General features: G+C 45.4%; 26 protein-coding genes and 1 tRNA gene. 19 read left to right on the plus strand and 8 right to left on the minus strand.

Annotation, left to right across the window (positions count from 1 at the left end):
- Window positions 1-113: 113 nt before the first annotated feature.
- From ASULF_RS02965 to ASULF_RS02975, 3 genes are all read left to right on the plus strand, one after another.
- Window positions 114-932, plus strand: coding sequence for a tetrahydromethanopterin S-methyltransferase subunit H family protein (locus ASULF_RS02965; protein WP_015590219.1), 819 nt, complete (start codon window positions 114-116; stop codon window positions 930-932).
- On the plus strand, window positions 929-2,377 hold the full coding sequence (locus tag ASULF_RS02970) for a DUF2193 domain-containing protein (RefSeq protein ID WP_015590220.1): 1,449 nt from the start codon (window positions 929-931) through the stop codon (window positions 2,375-2,377). Before ASULF_RS02965 ends, ASULF_RS02970 begins: the two co-directional genes overlap by 4 nt.
- 113 nt (window positions 2,378-2,490) lie before the next feature.
- A complete protein-coding gene (locus ASULF_RS02975; protein WP_015590221.1) occupies window positions 2,491-2,754 on the plus strand; it encodes a hypothetical protein in 264 nt (87 codons plus the stop codon).
- Here the strand turns inward: ASULF_RS02975 and ASULF_RS02980 are convergent.
- Window positions 2,751-3,278, minus strand: a complete 528-nt coding sequence (locus tag ASULF_RS02980; RefSeq protein WP_015590222.1) for a ribbon-helix-helix protein, CopG family — start codon at window positions 3,276-3,278, stop codon at window positions 2,751-2,753. The two genes, ASULF_RS02975 and ASULF_RS02980, sit on opposite strands and share 4 nt — an antisense overlap.
- A 253-nt stretch (window positions 3,279-3,531) precedes the next feature.
- On the opposite strand from ASULF_RS02980, the gene acs reads away from it, so the two are divergent.
- From acs to ASULF_RS03020, 8 genes are read left to right on the plus strand one after another with little or no spacing between them, the layout of a single operon-like run.
- On the plus strand, window positions 3,532-5,511 hold the full coding sequence (gene acs, locus ASULF_RS02985) for an acetate--CoA ligase (protein ID WP_015590223.1): 1,980 nt from the start codon (window positions 3,532-3,534) through the stop codon (window positions 5,509-5,511).
- 56 nt (window positions 5,512-5,567) lie between these two features.
- Entirely contained in the window at window positions 5,568-5,825 is a 258-nt protein-coding gene (locus tag ASULF_RS02990; RefSeq protein WP_048098096.1) for a DUF4212 domain-containing protein, read from the plus strand.
- Window positions 5,826-5,829: 4 nt separating this feature from the next.
- Complete coding sequence (locus ASULF_RS02995; RefSeq protein WP_015590225.1) at window positions 5,830-7,584, plus strand: VC_2705 family sodium/solute symporter; 1,755 nt, start codon at window positions 5,830-5,832, stop codon at window positions 7,582-7,584.
- Between the two features lie 39 nt (window positions 7,585-7,623).
- On the plus strand, window positions 7,624-8,973 hold the full coding sequence (locus tag ASULF_RS03000) for a CBS domain-containing protein (protein WP_015590226.1): 1,350 nt from the start codon (window positions 7,624-7,626) through the stop codon (window positions 8,971-8,973).
- A 9-nt stretch (window positions 8,974-8,982) separates the two neighbouring features.
- On the plus strand, window positions 8,983-10,539 hold the full coding sequence (locus ASULF_RS03005; RefSeq protein WP_015590227.1) for a CBS domain-containing protein: 1,557 nt from the start codon (window positions 8,983-8,985) through the stop codon (window positions 10,537-10,539).
- The gene (locus tag ASULF_RS03010; protein ID WP_015590228.1) at window positions 10,518-11,132 is read left to right on the plus strand and encodes a 3'-5' exonuclease; all 615 of its coding nucleotides are present in this window, start codon (window positions 10,518-10,520) and stop codon (window positions 11,130-11,132) included. The genes ASULF_RS03005 and ASULF_RS03010 overlap by 22 nt, the downstream gene beginning before the upstream one ends.
- A 54-nt stretch (window positions 11,133-11,186) precedes the next feature.
- Window positions 11,187-11,885, plus strand: a complete 699-nt coding sequence (locus ASULF_RS03015; protein WP_015590229.1) for a precorrin-2 dehydrogenase/sirohydrochlorin ferrochelatase family protein — start codon at window positions 11,187-11,189, stop codon at window positions 11,883-11,885.
- A gap of 8 nt (window positions 11,886-11,893) precedes the next feature.
- Complete coding sequence (locus ASULF_RS03020) at window positions 11,894-12,850, plus strand: Lrp/AsnC family transcriptional regulator (RefSeq protein ID WP_015590230.1); 957 nt, start codon at window positions 11,894-11,896, stop codon at window positions 12,848-12,850.
- On the opposite strand, the gene ASULF_RS03025 is transcribed toward ASULF_RS03020, so the two are convergent.
- The 4 genes from ASULF_RS03025 to ASULF_RS03040 all read right to left on the minus strand — a co-directional run bounded on the left by ASULF_RS03025 (window position 12,828) and on the right by ASULF_RS03040 (window position 17,789).
- A complete protein-coding gene (locus ASULF_RS03025) occupies window positions 12,828-13,373 on the minus strand; it encodes a CRISPR-associated protein Cas4 (protein WP_015590231.1) in 546 nt (181 codons plus the stop codon). The two genes, ASULF_RS03020 and ASULF_RS03025, sit on opposite strands and share 23 nt — an antisense overlap.
- A gap of 64 nt (window positions 13,374-13,437) precedes the next feature.
- Window positions 13,438-13,525, minus strand: a tRNA-Pro gene (locus ASULF_RS03030).
- A gap of 71 nt (window positions 13,526-13,596) precedes the next feature.
- The gene (gene polC, locus ASULF_RS03035; protein ID WP_015590232.1) at window positions 13,597-17,052 is read right to left on the minus strand and encodes a DNA polymerase II large subunit; all 3,456 of its coding nucleotides are present in this window, start codon (window positions 17,050-17,052) and stop codon (window positions 13,597-13,599) included.
- Between the two features lie 107 nt (window positions 17,053-17,159).
- On the minus strand, window positions 17,160-17,789 hold the full coding sequence (locus ASULF_RS03040; protein WP_048098097.1) for an MBL fold metallo-hydrolase: 630 nt from the start codon (window positions 17,787-17,789) through the stop codon (window positions 17,160-17,162).
- A gap of 41 nt (window positions 17,790-17,830) precedes the next feature.
- Here ASULF_RS03040 and ASULF_RS03045 point away from each other — a divergent pair, with 41 nt between their 5' ends.
- The gene (locus ASULF_RS03045) at window positions 17,831-18,583 is read left to right on the plus strand and encodes a TatD family hydrolase (protein ID WP_015590234.1); all 753 of its coding nucleotides are present in this window, start codon (window positions 17,831-17,833) and stop codon (window positions 18,581-18,583) included.
- An 8-nt stretch (window positions 18,584-18,591) separates the two neighbouring features.
- On the opposite strand, the gene ASULF_RS03050 is transcribed toward ASULF_RS03045, so the two are convergent.
- Window positions 18,592-18,876 (minus strand): DUF424 domain-containing protein, encoded by a 285-nt coding sequence (locus ASULF_RS03050; protein WP_015590235.1) that lies wholly within the window; start codon window positions 18,874-18,876, stop codon window positions 18,592-18,594.
- Window positions 18,877-18,895: 19 nt separating this feature from the next.
- Window positions 18,896-19,303: a translation initiation factor IF-2 subunit beta gene (locus ASULF_RS03055; RefSeq protein WP_015590236.1), complete on the minus strand. Its 408-nt coding sequence runs from the start codon at window positions 19,301-19,303 to the stop codon at window positions 18,896-18,898.
- 143 nt (window positions 19,304-19,446) lie between these two features.
- On the opposite strand from ASULF_RS03055, the gene ASULF_RS03060 reads away from it, so the two are divergent.
- Both ASULF_RS03060 and ASULF_RS03065 read left to right on the plus strand, forming a co-directional pair.
- On the plus strand, window positions 19,447-20,133 hold the full coding sequence (locus ASULF_RS03060) for a metal-dependent hydrolase (protein ID WP_015590237.1): 687 nt from the start codon (window positions 19,447-19,449) through the stop codon (window positions 20,131-20,133).
- 94 nt (window positions 20,134-20,227) lie between these two features.
- On the plus strand, window positions 20,228-20,485 hold the full coding sequence (locus ASULF_RS03065) for a hypothetical protein (protein ID WP_015590238.1): 258 nt from the start codon (window positions 20,228-20,230) through the stop codon (window positions 20,483-20,485).
- Here the strand turns inward: ASULF_RS03065 and ASULF_RS03070 are convergent.
- Window positions 20,472-21,044 carry a DUF429 domain-containing protein gene (locus ASULF_RS03070; protein ID WP_015590239.1) on the minus strand — a complete coding sequence of 191 codons (573 nt, stop codon included), beginning with the start codon at window positions 21,042-21,044 and terminating at the stop codon, window positions 20,472-20,474. The two genes, ASULF_RS03065 and ASULF_RS03070, sit on opposite strands and share 14 nt — an antisense overlap.
- Window positions 21,045-21,111: 67 nt before the next feature.
- Between ASULF_RS03070 and ASULF_RS03075 the strand changes: the two genes are divergently transcribed.
- From ASULF_RS03075 to ASULF_RS03095, 5 genes are all read left to right on the plus strand, one after another.
- Entirely contained in the window at window positions 21,112-21,555 is a 444-nt protein-coding gene (locus ASULF_RS03075) for a 30S ribosomal protein S13 (RefSeq protein ID WP_015590240.1), read from the plus strand.
- Window positions 21,556-21,566: 11 nt separating this feature from the next.
- Complete coding sequence (locus ASULF_RS03080; RefSeq protein ID WP_015590241.1) at window positions 21,567-22,118, plus strand: 30S ribosomal protein S4; 552 nt, start codon at window positions 21,567-21,569, stop codon at window positions 22,116-22,118.
- Between the two features lie 14 nt (window positions 22,119-22,132).
- Entirely contained in the window at window positions 22,133-22,528 is a 396-nt protein-coding gene (locus ASULF_RS03085; RefSeq protein WP_015590242.1) for a 30S ribosomal protein S11, read from the plus strand.
- A 38-nt stretch (window positions 22,529-22,566) separates the two neighbouring features.
- Window positions 22,567-23,352, plus strand: a complete 786-nt coding sequence (locus tag ASULF_RS03090) for a DNA-directed RNA polymerase subunit D (protein ID WP_015590243.1) — start codon at window positions 22,567-22,569, stop codon at window positions 23,350-23,352.
- Window positions 23,353-23,458: 106 nt separating this feature from the next.
- On the plus strand, window positions 23,459-24,706 hold the full coding sequence (locus ASULF_RS03095) for a cation:proton antiporter (RefSeq protein WP_015590244.1): 1,248 nt from the start codon (window positions 23,459-23,461) through the stop codon (window positions 24,704-24,706).
- The last annotated feature ends 7 nt before the right edge of the window (window positions 24,707-24,713 follow it).

Raw genomic sequence — 24,713 nt, forward strand, 5'->3', positions numbered from 1 at the left:
AAGCTAACTTCATTTTTAAATTTAATCTTCTGAATTTTACACCATGTAAAATCTAATTGATTTAAGATCAATTTTTTCGAAATTATTATATGTTTTAAAATTTAGCGGTGAGCATGGGTGTTATTGGGTTCGATAGGATAGTGCTGATTGGGAGTATCTTCTATTCAAGGCATAGGATAGTTGAGGATCCGGTAAAGGGTATTTTTGATGAAAACAAGGCTGAACAGCTTATAAACCTTCAGGAGGAGATGGAGGATAAGTTCAACATTACTGGATTGCTGGATGTCGTATCAGAGGGCAAGGAGGCCATTGTCAAATATATGGATTTCGTTGCTGACAGGACAGATAAGCCGTTTATTCTGGATGGATATCTTGAGGCGAGAATCGCAGGACTGAAGTACGCGAGCGAGGTTGGACTGGTTGACAGAATCATATACAACTCCATAAACACGATGAACACTGCAGATGAGATTAAAGCCCTGAAGGAGGCTAGTGTTGAGAGTGCCATCATCTTCTGCTACGATCCAGCATACACAACCCCCTTCAGAAGGCTGATCCTTCTGACGGAGAAGGGGCTGCTGAAGAGGGCTGAAGATATTGGAATCAAGAATCTGCTGGTTGATGTAGTGCCGACGGATATAAAGAGCCTGGGAGAGGTAATCGAAACCCTGCTGCTGATAAAGACAACATACAACTATCCTGCCGGATGTGGCCCGGCGAATGTCTCGTACTATCTCTCGGACTTTCTCAAGGAGGAGATAGATACGACCACGATAGTTTCAAGCGTTAATGCGGTATCTCACCTTTTCAGCGATTTTCTGTTCTACGGGCCGATAGAAAGGGCTGAAATAGCATTTGGAAGTGCTTATATAGTTGAGGAGGTTAAAGAGGGTTTGAGCAGCGAACTGCACAAGCTGATGGTGAGAACATGATTGAAAAAGTTATAGATGAAGCTATATCTGCCCAGAAGGAGATTGTAAACGCCATAGACAGATACAGATTCTCAGATTTTAAGCTTGAGCATGCGAGGGATTTTGTTAAATCCGTTGAAAGAATGAAGGTTAGTGAGGGACAGAGCGATGAAGCGTTTCAGCTCTACAGAAAGTCTGTTCTGGTTCACTACGAAGCTCTTGTTAGCCTTACGGACTCGATAACCCCGTTTGAATCGGCATTTCTCGAGTGGATGCAGACGCCATCAACACTCCAGATACTGTACGAGCTTGATCCCTCTTTCAGAGAATCCGTAATCGAGTTCGCGAAGATGGTGGATGAATGCGATGATATACTCTCGCTCGAGGCCATGAGGATTGTCAACGGGTTCTATGGGGTAACATCGGCAAAAGACTTTGCAGCGATTCCAGGCTCTACATACTGCATCATGGCGAAAATAGCTGAGAGGACCAGCATAGACAAGAATCACAAGAAGGCAATCCTGTCTGCTAACTCATGGGGCCTGACATCGTACATTTTCGGAAACGAATTTTTAAGGAGCTTTAAGGAAAAGAAGGACTTCAAACTCGCGCTGGAAAGGGAAAAAGACCTGATGAAAAGCATGCTTCTGGAACCTGTGAAAACTCAGGCTGAGATTATGGAGCAGTTTGGCTTCAGATCCTTCAGACCATCGGATTATTTCACGAAGTACATGCAGAACTTCAGGCCAGTTGTTGAACAGGCCATTGACAGTGTCCATCTGGCAAATATTGTTATGCTGCCCACACATGTTGGAGATATCGGACACCACATCGGATGGCAGTACTACTACATATGCCGTGATGAGATCAACATGGAGTTGCTGAGAGTACATCTGAACCTCCTGCAATCGAATCTGATTAAAGCTTACGAGAATGGAGTGATAAAGTCCGTGTTCGATGTTACATCGACAGCAACGGCAATCTCGGCTTTGTACCTCTACAAACTGCTTGAGGACGAGGGCTTTACAGCAGACATGATCGTGAGGTTATTTACCGAGAGATTCTACAACTACATTCAGCGAAAACAGTTCGAAAGAAATGTGGTGAATGAACTTCACATAAACGACTTCTTGGACTTCATACACAGAGGAGAGAGGCTGAGCAGGGATAAGAGGATGAGCTTTATCGAGTGGGATGCTCTCAACAGCTCAAAGGTCCTGAACTCTCCAGAACTTTATGCATTCCCGTTCTGTGCAATAACAACCAAGTTCGCCGCGTTGATGAAGTTTGCAGATATGCCGTGCCTGTTAGCTCCAGAGCCTGTTAGTATAATCTCGCTTGTGAATGCAGTGGCACTGAATCCGGAAGTTGATCTCGTCTCAAAATTCTGCAAGGGATGTGCGACTGCATCACTTCAGCCTAACAAGTGTCTGCACTGCATGCTGAACCAAAACATATTTATTTGATATGATATCAAGTAAACTTTAATGAGAACGGCGATATGGATAACCAGCATGGAACTATTGAAAAGGGCTGCACCTGCTGAACTGGAAGAATTTGAAGACTCGGAGGAGGAGTGATGAGAGCTGAAGAATTTACAGATGAAGACATAGTTGAGGTTATAGATGAGCTTGTAGCGCTGTACAGCAGCAATCTCGAGCAATTCAGGGAGAAATTGTCTCCTGTTGCACTGAGGGACATGGAACAGCTTATGAGTAGGCTCATACTGAAGTTCATATTTCTCGCGAATAACGCAAGCGAGGAAGATGTGACAATGATTAAAGCGGTTAAATCATGTCTTGAGCTGTTCACGATGGCGAGCTTTGAGCGAAAAGGAGTTTAGCCGGAGCAGATTATCAACTTCCCAAACCCCTCATTAATCCTCGCCTTAATCCCCTGCCCCTCGAAAACCTTCTCCAGAAACACCTTCACAAACCTTTTAATTTTAGGATCGTTAAGAATCAGCGTATATACTCCATCTCCTTCTTCCTTTATCTCATACCAGTTAGCCTTCTCCACATACCTCAGTATCTTCTCTATGCTGTCTAACCCTTTCATCTTGTACTGGAAAGAATGACTTAACCCGATCTCCTCCATATGCCCCCAGAAATTATGATCCTCAATCTTCTCAATCTCAGAAAAAATAACCCTCCAGTGCTCAATATCCAGAATCATATGCTGCCTCTTAGCAAGATAGTCTATCCATACCTTTATCGTCTCCATATCCACCTCTGACTTGGCAAGCTCATATCCAAAGTCTATCAGGTCTCTTATCAGTTCACTGGTATTCTTTTCCCGCTTCCTCTTCAGAGTCTCAAGTTTTTTCTTTGTTGAGTCGTCTATTGATATGCTCAGTCTTTCGACCACAAATTCGTAACACCGAAAGTGTTATATTAAGTTTTTGTTTTTTAATGATTAAAATTGAATAAAAAAATATTGTTACCTAATTATTGTCGAGTAATAAGTTGGTTTTGAAGGTTTGTGCCACTTCTTCATAATATTATTTCGCTCTTAAAGTTGTATTTCCGGATTATAAGGTTTAACCTTTTAAACATTATTAATAATGAATAATAACAAAACTTAAATACAACAGGTTTGTTGCGATTAATGGTGATAAATCATGAAAGAAACCCAGGAAACAATAGCCAGCCTGCTTCAGGAGGGTAGAACCTTCTACCCTCCTGAAGAACTTGTAGAAAACTCTAATGTAAAGAGGTTCATGGACGAACACGACATCCCCACCTACGACGAACTCCTCAGGAAAGCACAGAACATTGAGTGGTTCTGGAGCGAGATGGCCAGAGAGGTCAGCATCGAATGGTATGAGCCCTACACCCAAGTCCTGGAGTGGAACCCTCCATACGCAAAGTGGTTCATCAACGCCAAGTACAACATCGTGCACGATGCCCTTGACAAGCAGGCGAAGCTCAGAAAAAACAAGCTGGCATACATCTGGGAGGGCGAGCCCGGGGACATAAGAAAGCTAACCTACCACGACCTCTACAGAGAGGTCAACAGGTTCGCAAACGCCCTCAAAGATCTGGGTATTCGCAAGGGAGACAGAGTGACGATCTGGCTCCCCATGATCCCCGAGCTGCCAATAGCAATGCTGGCATGCGCTAAAATCGGAGCGATCCACTCTGTAGTCTTCTCGGGTTTCAGCGAGAAGGCACTCCTCGACAGAATACAGGATGCAGAGGCCAAGCTCCTGATCACAGCAGACGGCTTCTACAGAGGTGGCAAGGTAATCGAGCTGAAGAGCAGAGCAGACCAAATCCTCGATCAAACAACAATCGAGAATGTCATCGTCTACGACAGAACCAACATCAACCCGCCAATGAAAGAAGGAAGAGACCACTGGTGGCAGGATGTACTTGGCTCGAGAAAGTGCGAAACAGAGATTATGGACGCAAACGACACCCTCTTCATCCTCTACACCTCTGGCACGACAGGAAAGCCCAAAGGTGTTATCCACGCACATGGAGGCTATGCCGTTGGAACCGCATCAACCCTACACTTCATCTTCGATATCAAAGAAGATGATATCTGGTGGTGCTCAGCAGACATAGGCTGGATCACCGGGCACAGCTACATCGTTTATGCCCCCCTGATTCTGGGAGCAACCTCCGTTATGTACGAAGGCGCCCCCACTCACCCAACCCCGGCAAGATGGTGGGAAATAATAGAGCGGTATGGTGTCACAGTGTTCTACACAGCCCCAACAGCCATCAGGATGTTCATGCGTTTGGGCGAGAAGTATCCACAAAACCACGACCTCTCAACCCTCAGACTGCTCGGCACTGTTGGAGAGCCAATAAACCCCGAAGCCTGGGTCTGGTACTACAAGTACATTGGCAACGAGCAGTGTCAGATAATGGACACATGGTGGCAGACCGAAACCGGCATGCAGATGATCTCCCCATTACCAATAACTCCTCTCAAGCCAGGATCGGCAACCAAGCCCTTCCCGGGAATAGATGCAGATGTCTTCGATCCTGAAGGAAACTCCCTCCACGGCAGGAATGCTGGTGGGTACCTCGTGATAAAGAAGCCATGGCCGGCTATGCTTCGCGGTTTATGGAGGGCTGAGGAGCGTTACATCAACACCTACTGGAGCGCCTATCCAAACATCTACTTCACGGGAGATGCTGCAAGAGTCGATAGCGAGGGTTACTTCTGGATACAGGGCAGGCTCGATGATGTCCTGAATGTTTCCGGCCACAGGATAGGCAACTCTGAAGTGGAGTCAGCCCTTGTTAGCCATCCTGCAGTCAGCGAGGCTGCGGTTGTCGGCAAACCCCATGAGGTTAAGGGAGAAGCCATAGTGGCTTTCGTTGTCCTGAAGTCAGGCATCGAGCCAAGCGAACAACTCATTGACGACCTCAAGCAGCATGTCGCCAAGGAGATAGGCAAGATAGCAAGGCCCGATGAGATCTACTTCGTCCCGGACCTCCCCAAAACAAGAAGCGGCAAGATCATGCGGAGAGTCTGCAGAGCAGTAATGCTCGGCAAGGATCCCGGAGACATAACAACCCTCGCCAATCCAGAGGCTGTTGACTTTGTAAGAAAGGCTGCAAGCGGTGAGGTGTATTTTGGTTAGGTTGATGTAAAAATTTTTGACAATAAATATAATGATAAAAAATTAAGTTTGGTGGTATGATGGAGGAAGTTTCAGATCTGAGTGAGAGGTACTGGAAGAGGTTGAAGAAGATAACCATAATATGGATGCTAGCGTGGACATTTCCGGCGATTCTGCTGCACATCCCGGTGGAGTTTATGCGGAGGATTTACTTCAACGGGATACCGATGCACTGGTTCAACGCGGCTTTTCTGGCTATAGTCATTGGTATCGCACTGATCTTCCTGTATGCGTATGTGATGGATCGTACCGACAGGGAACTCCTAGGAAGGTGATGACATGGAATTTGGAGGTAAGAATGCGATTATAGCCTTCCTGATGATTTACTTCGCAATTGTGGCTGGAGTTGCCCTTACAGGCAACACATTCACAGCTTCAGCCATCGCAGTTTTCGGCTCTCTGTTCATATATGTCATCGTTGCATTGCTGATGAGAACTCAAGCTACAAAGGACTTCTATGTTGCAGGAAGATCCATAGGGTCTTTACCAATAGGCTCATCCATAGCGTCCAACTGGATGAGTGGCGCATCCTTCGTCAGCATGGCTGGGGCGATAGCTGTCTTGGGTTACGACAGCATGCCATACATAATCGGCTGGACACTTGGATACTGCATCGCCGCATTCATGATCGCTCCATTCATAAGGAAGTCAAACACCTATACCGTTCCGGAATTTGTCGAAACCAGGGCATCGAACTGGTCGATAGCGAGGGTTATAGCCGTCGTTATGCTCTTCATAGTCTCGTTTACATACCTCGTTGCCCAGCTCGTTGCGACTGGTGTTATTATCGGCAGGTTCCTCGGAATGCCGGCGGTTGTCGGAGCTTTCCTTGGGTCTGCAATAGTCATACTCTTCGCCGGAACCGGTGGATGGAGGAGCGTTGTCTGGGTTCAGGTCACGCAGTACTGGATCCTCATAACGGCTTACTGGATAGCATTCCTGACCGCAGCCTACATAGCGGGTATATTCAAGCCATGGCCTCACTTCGGATATGGTGATCTTCTGAATCAGCTTGAGGCGAATGAAATAGCTCACGGATTAAATGCGTTTACCGAGCCATTCACAAAGGCGTTTGGTGGTGGAACTGGACAGATAAACTGGATTTTCTCGGCAATTTGCCTGATGCTCGGAACGGTTGGCTTACCGCATGTTCTCTCTCAGTTCTACCTCGTCAGGAATGTCAGAACGGCGAGATATGGTGTTGGATGGGGTCTCACATTCATAGCCCTGCTGTACCTGACTGCTCCAGTTTATGCCATACTCGCGAGATATGCTTTCTCCTCAGCATGGGGAATGCCTATCGATCAGGTCAAGCAGCTCGGATGGGTCCAGAAGTGGCTTCCGACAGGATTGATACACATAACCGATCTCAATAAGGATGGGATACTTCAGCCGGTTGAGCTATCTTTCCACAAGGACATAGTTGTCGTTGGAATGCCCGACATGTTTGGCTTGCCGTGGTTCTTTGCAACGATAGTTGCTATCGGAGGGCTTGCGGCAGCTTTAAGCACTGCAAACGGTCTGCTGATGGTCATGACCGTTGGAGCAACAAGAGACATCTACAAACGATTTATAAATCCGAATGTCAGTGAGCGGAGGGAGATATGGGTTGGAAGGGTGATGCTTGTCGTTCTTGCAGTAATCTCCGGGCTGGCAGGAGCCAGAGCACTGCAGGACCCAACATTCTCGAAGTATGTCGCCTTGCTGGTTGGATGGGCGTTCGTGTTTGCAACAGCCTCATTCACACCGGTAATTATACTGGGAATATTCTGGAAGGGCCTGAACAGGTACGGCATAGTGGCTGGAATGGTTGCCGGAATGGGCATAGCCCTGCCGTATGTGCTTGGAGTTGGCCTGTTCGGGCTTGAGCCAATAACCATTTTCGGAGGCAAGATAGGAACGCTCGCGTGGGGAATAATCGCGTTCTTCGCGAACCTGATCGTTTCGGTGATAGTCTCGCTGGCAACGAATGCCGAGAAGGCAAACCCGCCGGAGACAATACAGTTCGTGGAGGAGCTGAAGACTCCAGAATAATCCCCCACAATTTTTTTAAATTAAAGATAATGTTAAATCATGGCTCAGAGGAAAGTCAGGGACTTCATCAGAAAAAAGCTCGTTCATGTGACTCCAGAGACTAAGCTCAGGGACTGTGCGAAGATAATGTATAAAGAAAATGTTTCCTCTGTTGTTGTTCTAAAAAATAACAAGCCTCTGGGAATTGTTACGGACTCAGATCTGAGGAGGCTGATAGCTGAGAACTTTAATTTTGGTGAAAGTGTGGGTTCTTTCATAAGGATGAAAAAAGGACTGGTGGCTGTTGATGCAGATGATGATGTTCATGAGGCACTATCAAGAATGCTCGAGCATGGGATAAAGCACACGGTCGTTCTGGATAATGGTTTACCATCGGGTGTTATAACCATAGGTGATATTGCCTACAGCTTCAGCCCGTTTTACATATACTATACTATAAAGCTGAGGAGGGCGAAGAGCAAGGAGGAGGTAAGAGAAATTCTTGAGAGCTTTAAGGCTGGAATAAAGGACTTCTCGATGGAGTTGTTTGATAAGCCCGATACAAGCCCGAAATTCATTTTCACGACGATAAGTTATGTTACGGATACGGCAGTAAGGGTTCTGGCAGATTTGCTCGGCGTGCCTGAGAACATCGTTTATGCTGTAACTGGAAGCTGGGGACGGAGAGAGCAGTATCTTCTCACTGATAGGGATACGATCTCGATCTACAGGCTTGATGGGGAGGGAGTTGATGAGCTAATCGATGAGATGGTTTACAGGGAGTTCATAGAGGATCTTGAAGACTGCATGGACGAGGTTGGCTTTCCTCCATGCCCTCACGGCTATACATCGAGGAACTACAGCTACAGCTTCGAGGATATGCAGAAAGTAATTCTGAAATGCTGCAAAAACCCTGAGGAGAACGCGGTTTTCATATCCATTCTGGCTGATGCAAGGGCTTTGATCGGTGATGAGGAGCTTCTTGTGAGCCTGAAAAGATTGATGTTTGAAAATCTAAGGAAGAACAGGTTTCTTGTGGCTAATTCTTTAATGTACAAACCGGCCATAACGTTGTTCGGTCAGGCAGCAAAAGAGTTCGATATCAAGGCAAGAGGCATAGCTCCGGTGGAGTATCCCGTTAGGGCTCTGGCGGTTGTTAATGGAATATACGAAGTAAACACCGAGCTTAGAATAAGATCTCTGGCAGATAATGGGATAATTCCAAGGGATCTGGCCCATGAGCTGATCATGGCATACAACATCCTTCTTGCTCAGAAAATAAAGGTTCAGAATGAGGGCAGGAATGAGGTCTTGCTGTCCAGCCTGCCGGAAATAGAGAGGAAGATGGTTGAGAATGCGATGAAAATAGTCAGGAGATTTCAGGTCTATGTTGAAAGGAACTATGTATGAGGTGATTCTTTGCTCCCTCCTGTGGAATATCTGGCCAGAATGAAACCATTCTCGTATCTGAAAGAAAATGAGCTGGATATACTGGCCAGAGGACTGGAGGTTACGCTCTACAAACCAGGCAAGATCATCTTCAAGAAGGGCAAGAAGCTTAAAAAGCTGTACTTCGTGAGGGAAGGGAAGGTTGGAATCTTTGATGGGGATGATTTAATCGAAATTGTGAATGAGGATGAGATGATAGGGATAGATTATTCAAACCCTGCTTTTGCAGCGAGGGCGATTGAAGAGACGATCTGCTTCGAGATTGAGCTTGAGAAGGTTAATTTTCTATTCAAAAGGAACAGCAGGTTTGGAGATTTCTTTAGAAAGTTCTTTTCCAGAAAGTTCCATTCGCTGCTCAAGCTATACGATGAGAAAGGTGTTGATGAAGTCTATGCTGTAGCTGTAGTGAACATAATAAGAAAGAAGCCGGTTGTTTGCAGAGCAGAGGACAGCCTGAGGCATGCAGTAAAGCTCATGAGGGCTAACGATGTGAGCAGCGTTGTTGTGGTGAGAGATGAGAAGCCTGTCGGGATAGTAACACATTCCGATCTGGTGAGGGTGCTGGATGAGGGCATAAACCTTGAATCGAAGGTTGGAGATGTGATGTCGTCTCCCGTTGAGGCGATAGATTCTGAATCTCCTGTTATGGATGCGTATTTGAAGTTCGTATCCAAAGCGATAAACCATCTTGCTGTTGTGGAGGATGGGAGGGTTGTTGGTGTGATCTCTTCCAAAGACATACTGTCAAGGATGGAGTCGTATTCGTCTCTCATACCTCTCTCGAAGAGGATAATTAAAGCTGAATCCCTTTCGGAGCTGAAGAGCACATTTGAGGATGTTGTAAGGGCTTTTGAGGATATGGCGAGCTCTGGATTCGATTATCCCTCCTTCTCGATCACGATTTCTAGCATAGCTGATCTTATGGTGAGAAAGGTGGCGGACATCCAGGCTTTTGGTCTGACCTTGGTTGCAATAGGAGACTATGGTAGGAGGGAAATTCTGTTTCCGGAGGTAATGGTTGGATATCTAGGCAGAAGAATGGATGAGAAGCTTGAAATCCTGCTCAACGGGCTGAATGAGGTGGGAATGAAGGCTGAATTCAGGGCTCTTGACAAATTCGATTTCGACCACCTCGACTCGAGATACATCTACGGTGATGGCGGAGCTTATGTGCGGTTCAAGGAGGGATTAACTCCTTTCCTCACGGAAGAAGTGGCAATGGAACTAATTGAGAAGGCTAAAAAGGAAGATGATCTTATTTCGGCCATAATAGATCTCACAAGGGCTTTTGCGATACTCAACATGGACACAACATCTAGGCAGACACGTGAGAGATTACTGCTCTTTGGCATCAAGTATCTTCCTGAAAACCTTGTAAACGATCTGATGGAATTCTATCTAGCCCTGAGGAAGATAGAGCTTTTAATCAGGTTTGGAAGAAGGAGAGAGAAGATAGACGATGTTGTCAGGAGGAAATCTTCTGAGGTGCTGAGGGAGTTACAATCATGGCTGAGGGAGAAGTTCTGAGCAGTGAGCTGGAAGAGGCTGAATATGCTGTGCTGGATCTGGAGACAACTGGACTTAACCCAAAAAAGGATGAGATCATAGCAATAGCGATGATTCCAATGAAGGGTTTGAAGATTCAGGCTAAGGACTGCTTTTATTCTCTCGTGAAATCGGATAAGTTCAACTACAAGTCTATAACCTTCCACGGTATATGTCCGGGAGATTTGCATAATGCTCCCAGATTTGAGGATGTTACGGGTGAGATTCTGGACAGGCTGGAGGGCAGGATTCTTGTGGGCTATGCAACCCTCTTCGACATAGACTTCCTGAAGAGAGCTTTCAGGAAATTGCGTATAAAGATGTCATTCGAGAGGTATGTTGATGTGGCAGAGCTTGAAGCAGGGATTCTGAGAAAGAAGGGTATGGCTGTGAGCTACAGGTTAGATCTGGATGCCATAATGAAAACATACAGCATCAGCATAAAGGGAAGACACAACGCATTAAGTGATGCATATGCCACAGCCAGGATCTTCCAGAAACAGCTATCAAGGTTAATAGACTTCAGAACAACTCTTTTCGACCTAATTAGAATCGGAAGGCGACTGTTCTTCTAATTATCATGTTTTTTCACCATTACCTTTTTAAATTCTCGATTTGTCTTATGCGTGATGAGGATTCCCCTTTACATTGAAATGTCAGACAAGAATGTCCTGATAATTGGTGGTGGTGGGGTTGGTACTTCAAGAGCGAAAAAGTTCATCTCTGCTGGGGCGAATGTTAAGGTTCTAAGTTTAGATTTTAGCGATGAGCTGAAATCGCTGGAAAAGGAAAATAAGCTTGAGCTGATTAAAGCCTCTGCATACGATTCAAACATACTTGAAAAGCTTCTGGAGTGGGCGAATATCGTTACTGTTGCAACCGAGGACTTAGGTGTGAATGATGTGGTTAAAAAAATTGCAAGGAACAAGAAATGCTTTCTGAACTTTGCAAACGACTCCAGAGAGACGGAAGTGGTAGTTCCATTTGAGGGTGAGTTCGAGGGAATAAAGTTCGCCGTAACCACGGAGGGAAAGAGCGGCGTTGTGGCGAGAATGGTCAGGGACTCGATCCTGGAGATGCTGAAAAAAGATGATGAGATCATCTCACTGCTAAAGGCGATGGATTACCTGAAGAGGTACATGAAATCCGAGAAGGTACCGGTGGATCTAAGGATGAAGCTCTACTTTGAGGTAAGCTCGGATGAGAAATTCAGAAATCTGGTTAGAGAAGGGAAGGTTGAGGAAGCCAAGCTTTATGCAGAAGAGCTGGTTAAAGAATACTCTAGCGGAAAGAGGAAGTTCAGGGTTAAGAGCAGCCTGAACTTTTAGGTGGAACGATGTTTGATGATCGAGAGAAGGCACTGCTGATGGCTTTACAGTATAATTTTCCGCTTTCGGAAGAGCCTTACATCGGCATATCCGAATTTACGGGGCTCGATCTAGACTATGTCCTGAGAAAAACTAAGGAGTTTCTCGAGAAGGGTATAATCAAGCGTATTGGGGCTCAGCTCAACTATAAGGCCTTCAGAGATATAGGATATGCTGTTCTCGTTGGAGCTAAAGCAGACAGGGTGGATGAGGTTGCAGCCATAATAAACTCCTTCAAACCGAAGCACAACTACCTTCGCGATTGCGAGGAGTACAACATATGGTTCACGATAAAGTCAAGAGACATTGATGCTTTGAGGGCGAAGGTGGAGGAGATTGTCAAGGCGGCTGGGATAGCTGACTATGTCTTCCTGCCATCCAAGAGGGTTTACAAGATGGATGTAAAGTATGATTTGCTGAGAGGGATATCCTACAGCGAAGCAGGTCTGGAGAGGATGGATGTTCCGAAGGTTGAGGAGCTTGGAGTCGATCCTGAGCTTTTAAGGGCTCTGGAGAGGGAGTTTCCTGTGCAGAACAGACCGTTTAAGGTTTACGAGCGGTTTGGATATGGTGAAGGAGAGTTAATATCCTTAATCGAAGAGATGATCGATGAGAGGGTGATAAGGGGATTCTATGCGGTTCTCAAGGAAAGAAAGATAGGCTTCAGGGAGAACGGTATGAATCTCATCAGAACTGAGAAACCGAAGAAGGTTGCGTTAAAGCTCGTGAGGGAATTCCCTGAGATTACACACCTTGTGGAGAGAGTTCCTGATGAGAAATGGAATTACCCGCTGTACTTCATGGTCCATGCTGTATCGAGGAGCAGCATAGAGGAGATAAAAAGCAAAGCGGCAGAGATGCCGGGAGTTGAGGAGATCAGAACGCTGTACAGCATAAGAGATCTCAATCCGAATTATCGGTACTGATGCACAGCCTCTCGTAAGAACATCCCATACAGTTTCCTGTTTTTGGGGGTACGATACCTCTGCTGATGTATTCATGAACTTCTGAGTAGAACCCGATACTTCTCTCATACAACCCATCGTTGAAATGAACGACTCTTTCCTCAATTATATTATCTCCAACCTGCAGCAGCAAACCCCTCTCTATACCTTCCATTTTCAGATAGAGGTTCAGCTGGGCAATCCATTCGACTCTTGGTGTTACGATTTCCCTGACCTTTTTAACTTCCACAACCTCAAACCTCTTCTCATCCTTGCTCAACACCTTGAAATCCGCCTTACCAACGATCTTGAAATCATCAAGCTCGATAAACCTCTTTCTGGTTGGAAATATCCAGTAGTCTTTTTTTAAGTAATCTTTGGCGATTTTCTCGCCAAGATTTCCTATTTCCTTTATTTTTGAATTTATAACCTCTTTTTCAGGAAATTTGACCCTAAAATAGATCCATCGCGGGCATTTGAATATCCAGCTCGCGTAAAATTTCATGCATGTAATGCTGAACACCAACAAAAAATCCTTTCGAGTGGGCTGAAAGTAATCTTTGAATCAGTGGGGCCGCCGAGATTTGAACTCGGGTCTCCAGCACTTCGGGCAAAGCTCCCCAAGCTGGGAGGATAACCAGGCTACCCTACGGCCCCTTCTGTATTAGCTGATTAAATTGTGTTTTAAAGTTTTCGCAACAGAATTGTGAAAGCTCAAGAACTGTGAGTTAAAAGAACTCAGATATCTTGATCTGTCTGCTGTTCTCATTTTCGAAGAGGGAGTTGATTTCAAGCTCGATCAGCATCAGTCTCTGCTTTGTGTAGTTGCTTACATTGTACTTCTCGCTGAGGAATTTGGATAGCTCGAGATACTTCTTGATCGAGCTTTCATGGACGGTCAGTATGATGTTCCCCCCGCACTTGTAACACTTCCCCTTCAGCGGAACCCTCCTGTATTTTGTGTTGCACTTCACACATCTGAACTCCTGCTTGGAGAAAGCCCTCAGATTTCCTATCAAGTCCGGAAGGAAGTGGGTTGTTATAACCCTTTCAGCAACATCATGCTCATCCACGGCGAACAGCTTTTCCGCTATGCTCATCTGGGCATTAACCTTATCCTGCATGGTTTTCAGGGACTTGTACGCACAGACCTTCACACCACCTGCTATGTTATCCGTATCATGTGTGAATCTCAGCCCGTAATACCTCCTCTCGGACTTGAGCCTGTCCTCAACCCTCTCGATGACCCCTTCAAGCTCTTTTGGATTCGCATATCTCAAAGTTGCTCTGTAAAACTCAAGGGGATAACTTTCCACAACATCCATGTTGTGGACCTCACTGTCAACCTCCTTCGGATCGAGGATTGTTGTTAAAACCAGTGGAGCATCCATTCTCCCTCCCCTTTTGTCTGGAAGGAACTGGTGGGAAAAGTTCAGCAGTCCATCGAGTAGGAGCATAACACAGTCCTCATCTCCATCGCAGTTCCTCCTCTTGGCCGCATGGAAGTACGGGTGTGCATATCCTGCTAGGACATCGGCAAAGCCTATAATCCTTCCAAGAACTCCAGCGGATGTATGCGGGGCAAGGCCAATAACAAGATGCCCTATCAGATCCTCCAGCTTTTCCGCATTGTAGAAAGGTTCCATGCCGTAGAATTTTACGAGAAGCTCATCTATGAACTGAGACACCCTCAGCATGTATTCCCCAGCATCCTTCGCGAGTATTATGTCCTGGGGCTTTAGTTCGACTATCTGATCCTCGTCTGTAAGTGGCTTACCTCTGTAGTCATAGCTGTATCCAAGTTCCTTGAGCTTCTCGATGCTTATGCCTATCTCAGAAGGCTTGAAGTGGGTCAGCGGTAAATCTGTCATATCATACCTGATTGTGCCGTCTTTGAACACGAACACACCATGTTTAGCCCTCAGAATTCCCTTTTCGATCCTCTCACAGACCTTGTTTTTGTTGGTTAATCCGATGACTCCCTTTATTGCCGATTTTACCTCTCTCTCACCGAGATTCTCTAAAGCCTTTTCGTAAAGCTCTCTGACATTGATCTTCTTCCTCCTAAACCCGTTGGCTTCTCCACCGCACCTTGGGCACCTCTCTTCTTTCAGAACTCTGTCACATCTGGGACAGTAGTAAGCCTGGTGTGCAAACCCTCCACACTCACACATGCTCCAAATCGTCTCCTTCCCGCATCTCTCGCAAATCTTCACGGGCAAATCGACCTCTATTTCTCCCTTGGCTGAGTTGTAGCTTTTCATGTAGTTTATCGCATTCTTCAAATCTCTTGTATTTCCTCCACTCTGTCCAAGCGGGAAGAGCATGTGTGGTGGAGGGCTCATCCTCCTCTCTTTGGCCTTCTCAGGCCTACCCATTCTTGCGCCAATTCTTGCAGGAGCCTTTGCTCTTACATCCAGTCCTGAGAGGTACCTTATGTTCTCGAGAACATCCTTCTCTCTATCGACATCCCTGATCTTTTTTAGGCTACCATCTAACCCCAGACATCTCGCGAAAACCTTCCACTTTTCGAGAACTATGAATCCATCCCTCACTTTATGTTCGATCAGGATTTTTTCAAGAATGGTCTTTATGTCCCTGTTTAGCGGAAATATAAGGCAGCTCTTACCGTATTTTCCCTCGATCTTGCCCTTTTCAGAAACATAATCCCTAAGCTGAATCAGTTCGTCCAGATCTATATCGTGCCAGAGATATGTGTGGTCTGGGTGGAGGGGAACGCCATACTCATCGCACAGCTTTATTGCTTCATCCTCATCGATGTTCCTGAAATCTCCATGCAGGATATTTTTGACCTCCTCTCTCCACCATTCATAGCAGTAGGAAGCAGGTAAAAGCGGGTGGTTATTCTCGAGGAAGTCTCCGTAGTTTATAAGGATCTCACCAATATCCAGAATCGCATCTATTCGATCCTTGTACATCTCGGCCTGCTTTATAGTGTTTATCTTAACAACATCTCCGTTTTTAAGCCTCACAGTTGGACCATCAATTGTTGAGACTGGAACAACGCCACCAGCCTTTCCCGGCCTTTCGATTTTCATCTGCGTACCGATTGCTATGAAATCTCCGGTTATCTTCATCGTGGCCGGATTGATCCCGACAGTTGCAAATCCGGAGTTTCTGGCCCTTCCGTATCTGAGCCTGAAACCCCCCTTTCTCGATGGGTGACTGAAAACTGGCCTTCCGGCGACTATGTCTGAGAGATACTTGTCTTTCGGTTTTATCTCCTCTTTTTCATTGCTATCTTTCTTCTCCTCCTTTTTGGATTCCTTATTTATCAGCTTGTCCAGCCACTCCCATCCTGTGAGCTTGAGTTCGTCAACCATCTTTTTCAGCTTGGGAGCCTTCAGGGCTATACCTTCGGCTATAACCAGTGCCATACCACCTCTGACCCTGTTCGTCTCAACTCTCTCGAGATTTCTGTGGCCAGATACCTCAGCATCCTCCGTTGGCTCCCCATCTATACACACGGGACAGTTCGAAACTATTAGCCTTATCTCCTCATCACTTGGCAGGTACTGTAGGTTCGCAACCTTTTTGTAAAGCGGGATCTCCTCAATGTACCTCAAAATCTCCTCTTCTGTTGGGATATATCTATTGAGCCCGGCTATCCTCCTGACATAATCTCCAACGAGCACGGATATTACCTGCGCAGTCCCTCCGGCACTTCTTATCGGCCCGGCATAGTATATCTTCAGAAATTTGGATCCATCATAGTTATTGCCAACACCAACTCTCGCGATACCCTCTATCGGTGCTGCAACAACTCCTTCTGTCAGAATAGCAACGGCAGACCTTATCGCAAGATCCAAAGCCCTTTCAACATCGAACTTTCCAAATTCTCCCTTTATTATCTCTTCCGCAATCTTAAAACAGATCTTTTCTCTCTCCAGACCACTTTCTTCAAGTTCTTCAATTCTCTTGGCTATAGGTATCCCGATGAGCTTTTCAACCCTCTCAGCCATGTTTTTAGCAACTGGAATCTCAACTCTCCTCTCTGGGTCTAGCCCCTTGCTTCTTGCAGTTTCGGCTACATGGTAAGCCTCCTCAACTTTCTTGAGTAACAGTGAATGGTAATCCTTGATCTCCTTCAGGAACTTTATGTCGAGATCATCCTCAGGTTCTTGATGAAACAGAGGAAAGAATCTGTCGAGTGTTGCATTCATTGGATTGAGTTGATTGAGCAGCAAAATAAGGTTTCTGGATGTTGTGAAAGTTATCTCATGAAACTTTTTATTAAAAAGCAAACCGCGATGGATTATAATTTAAATTATTAATAGTTATCCTTACGGGTTATAAACTCTATGGATTTTTCGAGAAGAGCCCTTATGCCCTCTCTCCCGCTAAAAATCCTGCCATGCCCGGGCAGGATAAGTTCTGGAGAGAGGTCATGGATTTTCTCCAGTGACTTTATCATATCTCTGTTGTTACTACCATGCAAATCAGTCCTTCCTGGGAGTCCATTCTCGAAAACGAGGTCTCCTGAGATTAGAGCATCGAATTCATTAATGTATATGCATGTACTGCCAGGAGTGTGGCCGGGAGTGTGGATAAATTCAAGATCAAGTTTTCCAGTGCTGTAGTGCTTGATTTTTGACACATCCAGATCGGGTTTCTCATTCCGTATAACTCTGTCGTTTATGTTGAAGGCCAGAATGGCACCCTTTCTCAGGAACATACTGTTCGATTCGCAGTGATCCTTGTGGAGGTGGGTGTTGAACACGACATCAACATCTGAAAGTGGTATCCTGTCGTTGTTCATCAGTCCGAAGAGGTTTGTGAAGCTCTTGTAGCATCCCGGGTCGATTATGAATGTGACCTCGTCTCTTATTATATATGTGTTTGAAGAGTCCATGAAGGCAGAACCCCACACATATGCGTAGAGTTTATCCAGCAGCATCATCCTGAGAAATTATAAATTTCATAGGTGATATACTTTTTTCCATGAAGATCTACGATACCCATACACATTCTGAGGGCAGGAGTGCGGGAGAGCTTGTCGAGATGGCGGAAAAAGGTATTGTTAAGGTCAATACATGTGCGTTCTATCCCGTTAAACCGCTGTATGGGGAGACAATGATCGATTTATTCAGAAAACTCGAGGAATTCGAGCCCTATAGAGGAAAAAAGGCTGGAATCGATATATATCCAGCTATCGGAATCCATCCAAGGTGCATACCGGAAAACTGGGAAAAGGTTAAGGGTAAAATCTTGGGATATCTGGAGAATGCTAGAATTATTGGTGAGATCGGTCTTGAAACAGCAAATGAGCTTGAAAGGGAGGTTTTGAAAGCTCAGCTTGAAGTTGCGAAAAAGTTCGATATTCCGTGCATCATCCACACACCGAGGAGCAACAAAACTGAGGTAACCAGAACTGTTCTGGATGTGCTGGAAAAGGTGAGTTTTCCGGAGGAGCTTGCAGTCATTGACCATGTGAGCCCTGAGACCGTTGGAGAAGTGCTGAAAAGATATCATGCTGGACTGACTGTGGAGGAAGGAAAATTGAACGAAAAGCAGGTTCTCGAAATTGTGGAAAGCTATGGAGCAGAAAGGGTCATGCTAAACAGCGATAATGGCTTTGGATCGGCAGACTACCTCTCAACATACAAAACTGTGAAGTTTTTGGAATGCAGGATAAGCAAGGAGGATCTGACAAAAACAGCATATGAGAATGCGAAAAAATTCTTCAGGGTTTAGGCTGACATCTATAAAACAACCATCTGGGCGTGCCAGCAGTCTCCAACTCTCAGAACATTTTCCTCATCGATAATTCCAGCCTCTATCGCGAGCTTTACTGCTTTCTCTCCAGAAATGTTCGCTATCGTTGCACTTTTTAAGGCCTTTCTGACCTCTTCCTCTCCAACCTCCTCTTTCCCGTAGAACTCTTCGCTGATCTCAATTTTGAATCCATCAGATCTGTAGGTATTGCCAACTATGCTGGAATCGCAAACAGCAACAAGCACTTCTCTCTGAACCCTGTATATCTTCATCCTGAACAATATATCACCATCATATGTTCCTGACGGGATGCTTTGCACCGCATGCAAGACATCTCAGGAACAGAACTCTCTCTTCCTTGACGAACTCTGTATCTGGAGCCTGACACTCCTTGCAGATGACATACTCCTTGACATAGCTGTTCAGTTCATCCTGAATCTCTTCCCTCGTGAACTTTCCCTGAAGGATAACTCTTCCGCTCTCGAGGAATCCCGCAGTGCCGAGGGATTTAACCAGATACTTGAAAAAGTGCTCTTCAGATCTGTTCAGAACTTTGACTATCTGCGAGAAGTTCTTGATTATCGTTCTGTTTCCCTCTCTCTGTACATTAACCTCTGGAATCTCGAATCTCTCTCTTCTTATGACTTCTTCGGGCATCTCCGCATATGCCTTTTCGAGGAGCTCTTCATAGCTTTTCAAGTCAACACCTCCTGATAGGTTTTCTACCCTGTATTAGATAAAGATTTTCCTATGGATTTTTCGATTTATGCCTGTCTCAGAGTCAGTAAAAGATTAGTATCTTGAAATCCTTATTAAATTTGAACTGGTTCGGGGGTGGTATTGTGAAAATCAGGTGGCTTGGGCATGCGGCTTTTGAGCTAGAGGCGAAGAAGAAGGTTATAATCGATCCATTCTTGACCGGAAACCCCAGCGCTCCGGTGAAAGCTGAGAATGTTGTGGCAGATCTGATTGTGGTTACACACGGGCATGGAGATCATCTCGGAGATGCTGTGGAAATAGCAAAGAGAAATGACTGTCCAGTACTGTGTATTCATGAGCTGTCAAGGTATCTATCGAAAAAGGGTGTTGAGGCTGTTGGGATGAATATTGGTGGAACTGCGAGAGTCAAGGGAGTTTCGGTGACGATGGTTCAGGCCCTGCATTCTGCTGATGTTGAAGAGGGAGAGGAGATAATAAGCACAGGCGATGCATGTGGTGTGATCGTTGAGATGGATGGGAAGAGGGTATATCATGCTGGAGATACTGATGTATTTCTTGACATGCAGTTGATCGGGGAGTTGCACAAGCCAGATGTAATGCTCGTTCCAATAGGCGACTGGTACACGATGGGTATAAAAGGTGCTGTCAAGGCGCTTGAGCTGGTGAAGCCAAAATATGCGATTCCAATGCATTACAATACATTCCCTGTAATTGAGAAGAATCCAGAGGATTTCAAAAAGTCTGTTGCAGAATCTGGACTTGATACAGAGGTTGTCATTCTAAAACCTGGTGAGGAATTTACTTTTTGATTTTTATTAAAATTTATATTTTTATTCTTGTCGTCCATCATACTCACCATGTGTTACATCAAAACACTTAAGTTACAATATCGTAATAACTATAATGAGGTTTATGAACGGGACAACCCTCTTCGCCGAGCAGAAGAGGTATATTATATTGAAATCAAAAAGGAGTCAGGCGGTGTTCGAGGTAGCTGATACACCGCGATTGATTTCTTGTGAGAACAGAGATAGATGCCTTATAGCAGGAGTAGGGGGGAATGAGTGCCCGAGGTATTGTGAGTTCATGGTGGCTTTGAGGGATTATCTGAAGGGGATTAGGAAGCCGAAAATGCAAGTTGAGGAGATCACATATCAGTGATTGAATAACTGGAAACTTTTGGAACAATTATCTTTCCATCGACACCTCCAACTATATCGCCCCTGCCCTCTAAAAATAGCTTTACTGTGAGTGCTGAAATTGCGGAATCGAGCAGATCGTGGTTTTCAAATTCGTCAAAGTTCAGATACTTTCTGAGTTCTTCCTGAATCAGCCTCATGTTGCTTTTCGTATTCTTTTTGAGTTCGGGGGCGATATTCAGTATTTTCCGTGTGGCATAGGGATAGACTTCAAAAACCTCTGTGCCATTCTCTCTCAAAAATCTGGCGATCTTCATACCGATGTGGGTTATCTTTCTGAAGAAATTTGCGTTTGGAGGAAAGAGTCTTATACCTCTTTTTATAAGCTCCTTTTCACACTCCCTGTAGCTTCCGCTGGTGGGAAATGAGAGAGGAGCGTCAACTCCAGCATAATTGGCTCTGATCTTGAGATCCACAACATCTTCGAACTTTCCCATATCTACTACAGCGTTATCTTCAAGCAGAACATAGTGGGAAGCTCTCTTCCCGACATCGATTCCAAGGATGAGGGTTTCCTTCATGGTTTGTAACTTCTGCATAATCTTTAAATATCTTCGTTCTGTTCGCTTACTTCAGTGTGGTGATTATATGAGTGAATTCAAGCACATCATCAGGATTGCCGATACAGACATAGATGGGAAGAAGAAGGTTGTTTTCGCGCTCACTCAGATAAAGGGAATCGGGTGCAGGGTAGCGAAGAGCATCACCAACTACCTTGGCATTGATCCAAACGCAAAGCTCGGAGAGCTTGACGATGAGACTGTAGATAGGCTGAAGAAGTTTGTCGAGGAGGACATAGAGCAGATGCCAGACTGGATGATGAACAGAAGGAAGGACAGATACTCAGGCAGAGACCTTCACCTCCTGAGCAAGGATGTCGATTTCGCCAGAATGGTTGACATCGAAATGATGATGAGAATGAAATGTTACAGAGGAATAAGGCACGCGAAAGGAAAGAAGGTCAGGGGACAGAGAACACGCTCAACTGGCAGAAGTGGAAGGACTGTTGGAGTTATTAGAAGGAAGAAGTAAGGTGATTCGATATGGGTGATCCAAAGAGGCACAGGAGAAAGTATGTTACTCCTCCAAGACCCTGGGATAAGGTAAGGCTTGAAAAAGAGGTAGAATATATAATCAAGTATGGTCTGAGGAACAAGAGGGAGCTATGGAGATCTCAGAACATTCTCAGGAAGTACAGAAGAGTTGCTAGGGAGTTGCTGGCCAAGATAGACCTTCCGGGCAAAGAGGGAGAGCTTGCAAAAGCCAAAGCACAGATGGTCATAAAGAAGCTCATTAAAATGGGGATTCTTGAAGAAGGAGCAACCATAGATGACATCCTGAACCTGACAGTCGATGCCTTCCTTTCAAGGAGGTTGCAGACGATCGTCTTCAAGCAGGGATTGGCCAATACGATAAAGCAGGCGAGACAGCTCATAACTCATGGACACATTGCGATCGATGGTGTGAGAGTTACCGTTCCTGGGCGTTTAGTCACCAAGGAGGAGGAGACGAAGATATCTTACTATCAGAATTCTCCCTTTGCTAAAAGGGAGATTGTTGTGAGGGCTGAAAAGGCTGAAACTGCTGAAACTTAAAAGAGGTGTTTATTATGGAGAAGAAAAAGGGAGTCTGGGGTATTGCTCATATATTCTCATCATATAACAATACCATAATCACAATAACCGATATCACCGGGAGTGAAACGATAGTCAGGATAAGCGGTGGGATGATCGTTAAAGCTAGCAGAGACGAGGGGAATCCATACACTGCTATGCAGGCTGCCATAAGGGCTGCGGAGAAGGCCATGGAAAAGGGCATTGAGGGAGTTCACATCAAGGTCAGGGCTCCTGGTGGAAACAAGCACACGAATCCCGGACCCGGTGCACAGGCAGCGATAAGGGCTCTTGCGAGAGCTGGGCTTAAGATTGGCAGAATAGAGGATGTTACCCCAATACCGCATGATGGTACTCGACCACCCGGTGGCAAGAGGGGTAGGAGAGTTTAATCCAACTCTTTATTTTTGAGAGTTTTTGGTGAGGGTGAATGAAAATCAGGATTCTTGAGGAGGATGAGTTCAGAATAAAGTTTATTTTGAAATCCTCTACCGCATTTGCGAACTCATTGAGGAGAGCGATGAAAAGCTTGGTTCCAACTCTTGCAGTAGATTATGTTGATTTCTACCTGAACACTTCATACCTCTACGATGAGATTCTTGCTCACAGAATAGGTCTGATTCCGATAAAAACCGATCTGCAGAGGTTCAATTTTCAGGATAAATGTGTTTGTGGGGGAGAAGGATGTCCGAACTGTCAGGTATCTCTCAGGTTGAACATTGAAGGGCCTAAAGTTGTCTATTCTGGAGACTTCATTTCTGAGGATCCGGAAATAGTCCCGGTTTTTGATAACATTCCTGTAGTTGAACTCGATAAGGGTCAGCAGATCATGATCGAGGCTGTAGCTCGACTGGGGACTGGAAAGGAGCATGTGAAGTGGCAACCCGTATCGCTCTGCGGTTACAGAATTGTGCCTGAGATAAATATTACTGAGAATTGCAAGCTCTGTATGGAATGCATTGATGCATGCCCGAGAAATGTTTTCAGCGTTGTCGAGGGCAAGCTCTCTGCTGAGAATGTGCTTGAGTGCTCGATGTGCATGGAGTGCGTTAATGTTTGCGAGGAAAATGCAATAGAGATTAAAGAGACTAACAATTTCTTGTTCATTGCTGAAGGTACAGGAGCCTTGCCGGTAAGAACGGTGCTTGAGGAAGCTCTAAAGATTATAAAAAGAAAGGCAGAGGAAATGAACACAATTCTCGAGATCGCACTATAATTTTCTGGTATTCCTTTTGAAATTCTTTTTTGCGGAGATTTGATCTAACCTGGATTATAACGGAAAATTTAAATTCTAAAATCCTTTTTTCATTTTTGGTGATACGGTGACTGGGGAATCTGAAGTCTCGGCTCTTCTCTTCAAACTCGCGATAATACTGATATCAGCGAAAATTTTTGGAGAGATTGTAGAGAACAGGTTCAAGCAACCTGCTGTTCTTGGTGAACTGCTTGCTGGAATGGTCATAGGGCCGTTTGCTCTGGGACCGTACATAGGGATTCATCCAGTGCCTGGTGCTCCATTGCCAATCCCTCCAGATGTGGACATGATCGCCAACATCAGCGTTATACTGCTTCTGTTCGTGGCAGGTCTCGAAACGGACATCGAAAAATTCCTTCGATTTGGGCTGATCTCAGGACTAGTTGGAGCGATGGGGATCGTTTTGCCATTCTTCCTCGGATTTTTAGCGATCGAGCTTTTTTATGACGCTCCAAACAAATTTGCCGCCGGACTCTTCACAGGAGCTGCACTGACGGCAACATCTGTAGGTATAACTGCGAGAGTCCTCAACGATCTTGGGAAGCTAACGACTCCCGAAGGCTCAACGATCTTGGGAGCGGCGGTCATAGACGATGTTCTCGGTATACTGGTTCTGGCGATCGTTGTAGCTATTACCGGTGTAGAAGGAGAAGCGATGTCAACATTCGAAATAGCAAAGACGATAGTGATAGCTGTGGTTTTCTGGATTGGTGTGATATTCTTAGGGCTGAAATTCGTTGATCAGATATCCCGGATTCTAAGCATGTTCAAGATGCCCGGTTCTCAGTTAACTGTGGCGATAGCCTTTGGACTCATGATCTCCTATCTCGCATCCCTCGTGAAGTTGGCACCGATAATTGGAGCCTATGCAGCCGGTCTAGCGTTATCTGCATCAGCCCACAGGGACTTCCTTGCTGAGAGGATGATTCCTATATACGAATTCCTCGTCCCGATATTCTTTGTCGCAATGGGTATGCTCGTGGATGTCAAGAGAATACCTGAGATCGCTCTGCTTGGTGTAGTGATAATCGTGTTTGCTATAATTGGTAAGTTCTTTGGGTGCTATGTCGCAGCTTACTTTGGAGGGTTCAACAAGCATGGTGCTTCCAGAATAGGAATAGGCATGGTTCCGAGAGGTGAGGTGGGACTTATAGTTGCATACTATGGCTTGAAGTATGGCGTAATAGATGAGCATATCTACACAATCGCTGTGGTCATGTCATTCGTGACGACAATGATAACACCGCCACTGCTGAAGAAGACATTTGAGAATCCGGTGGAAGGGTGGGTTGAGAAAAGAAAGAGTTCGGCCTGAACAACTA

Origin of the sequence: Archaeoglobus sulfaticallidus PM70-1 (genome assembly GCF_000385565.1) — an archaeon.
Taxonomy (GTDB): Archaea; Halobacteriota; Archaeoglobi; order Archaeoglobales; family Archaeoglobaceae; genus Archaeoglobus_A; species Archaeoglobus_A sulfaticallidus.

Bases quoted from the DNA above. Each gene is read 5' to 3' on its own strand.
- ASULF_RS02975 (WP_015590221.1), top strand. From the start codon at position 2,491: ATGAGAGCTGAAGAATTTACAGATGAAGACATAGTTGAGGTTATAGAT.
- ASULF_RS03040 (WP_048098097.1), bottom strand. From the start codon at position 17,789: ATGATGCTGCTGGATAAACTCTACGCATATGTGTGGGGTTCTGCCTTC.
- ASULF_RS03025 (WP_015590231.1), bottom strand. From the start codon at position 13,373: ATGAAATTTTACGCGAGCTGGATATTCAAATGCCCGCGATGGATCTAT.
- ASULF_RS03070 (WP_015590239.1), bottom strand. From the start codon at position 21,044: ATGAAGGAAACCCTCATCCTTGGAATCGATGTCGGGAAGAGAGCTTCC.
- ASULF_RS03065 (WP_015590238.1), top strand. From the start codon at position 20,228: ATGAGGTTTATGAACGGGACAACCCTCTTCGCCGAGCAGAAGAGGTAT.
- ASULF_RS02970 (WP_015590220.1), top strand. From the start codon at position 929: ATGATTGAAAAAGTTATAGATGAAGCTATATCTGCCCAGAAGGAGATT.
- acs (WP_015590223.1), top strand. From the start codon at position 3,532: ATGAAAGAAACCCAGGAAACAATAGCCAGCCTGCTTCAGGAGGGTAGA.
- ASULF_RS03050 (WP_015590235.1), bottom strand. From the start codon at position 18,876: ATGAAGATATACAGGGTTCAGAGAGAAGTGCTTGTTGCTGTTTGCGAT.
- ASULF_RS03015 (WP_015590229.1), top strand. From the start codon at position 11,187: ATGAGGATTCCCCTTTACATTGAAATGTCAGACAAGAATGTCCTGATA.
- ASULF_RS02965 (WP_015590219.1), top strand. From the start codon at position 114: ATGGGTGTTATTGGGTTCGATAGGATAGTGCTGATTGGGAGTATCTTC.
- ASULF_RS03045 (WP_015590234.1), top strand. From the start codon at position 17,831: ATGAAGATCTACGATACCCATACACATTCTGAGGGCAGGAGTGCGGGA.
- ASULF_RS02995 (WP_015590225.1), top strand. From the start codon at position 5,830: ATGGAATTTGGAGGTAAGAATGCGATTATAGCCTTCCTGATGATTTAC.
- ASULF_RS03080 (WP_015590241.1), top strand. From the start codon at position 21,567: ATGGGTGATCCAAAGAGGCACAGGAGAAAGTATGTTACTCCTCCAAGA.
- ASULF_RS02990 (WP_048098096.1), top strand. From the start codon at position 5,568: ATGATGGAGGAAGTTTCAGATCTGAGTGAGAGGTACTGGAAGAGGTTG.
- polC (WP_015590232.1), bottom strand. From the start codon at position 17,052: ATGAATGCAACACTCGACAGATTCTTTCCTCTGTTTCATCAAGAACCT.
- ASULF_RS03000 (WP_015590226.1), top strand. From the start codon at position 7,624: ATGGCTCAGAGGAAAGTCAGGGACTTCATCAGAAAAAAGCTCGTTCAT.
- ASULF_RS03085 (WP_015590242.1), top strand. From the start codon at position 22,133: ATGGAGAAGAAAAAGGGAGTCTGGGGTATTGCTCATATATTCTCATCA.
- ASULF_RS03075 (WP_015590240.1), top strand. From the start codon at position 21,112: ATGAGTGAATTCAAGCACATCATCAGGATTGCCGATACAGACATAGAT.
- ASULF_RS03010 (WP_015590228.1), top strand. From the start codon at position 10,518: ATGGCTGAGGGAGAAGTTCTGAGCAGTGAGCTGGAAGAGGCTGAATAT.
- ASULF_RS03090 (WP_015590243.1), top strand. From the start codon at position 22,567: ATGAAAATCAGGATTCTTGAGGAGGATGAGTTCAGAATAAAGTTTATT.
- ASULF_RS03020 (WP_015590230.1), top strand. From the start codon at position 11,894: ATGTTTGATGATCGAGAGAAGGCACTGCTGATGGCTTTACAGTATAAT.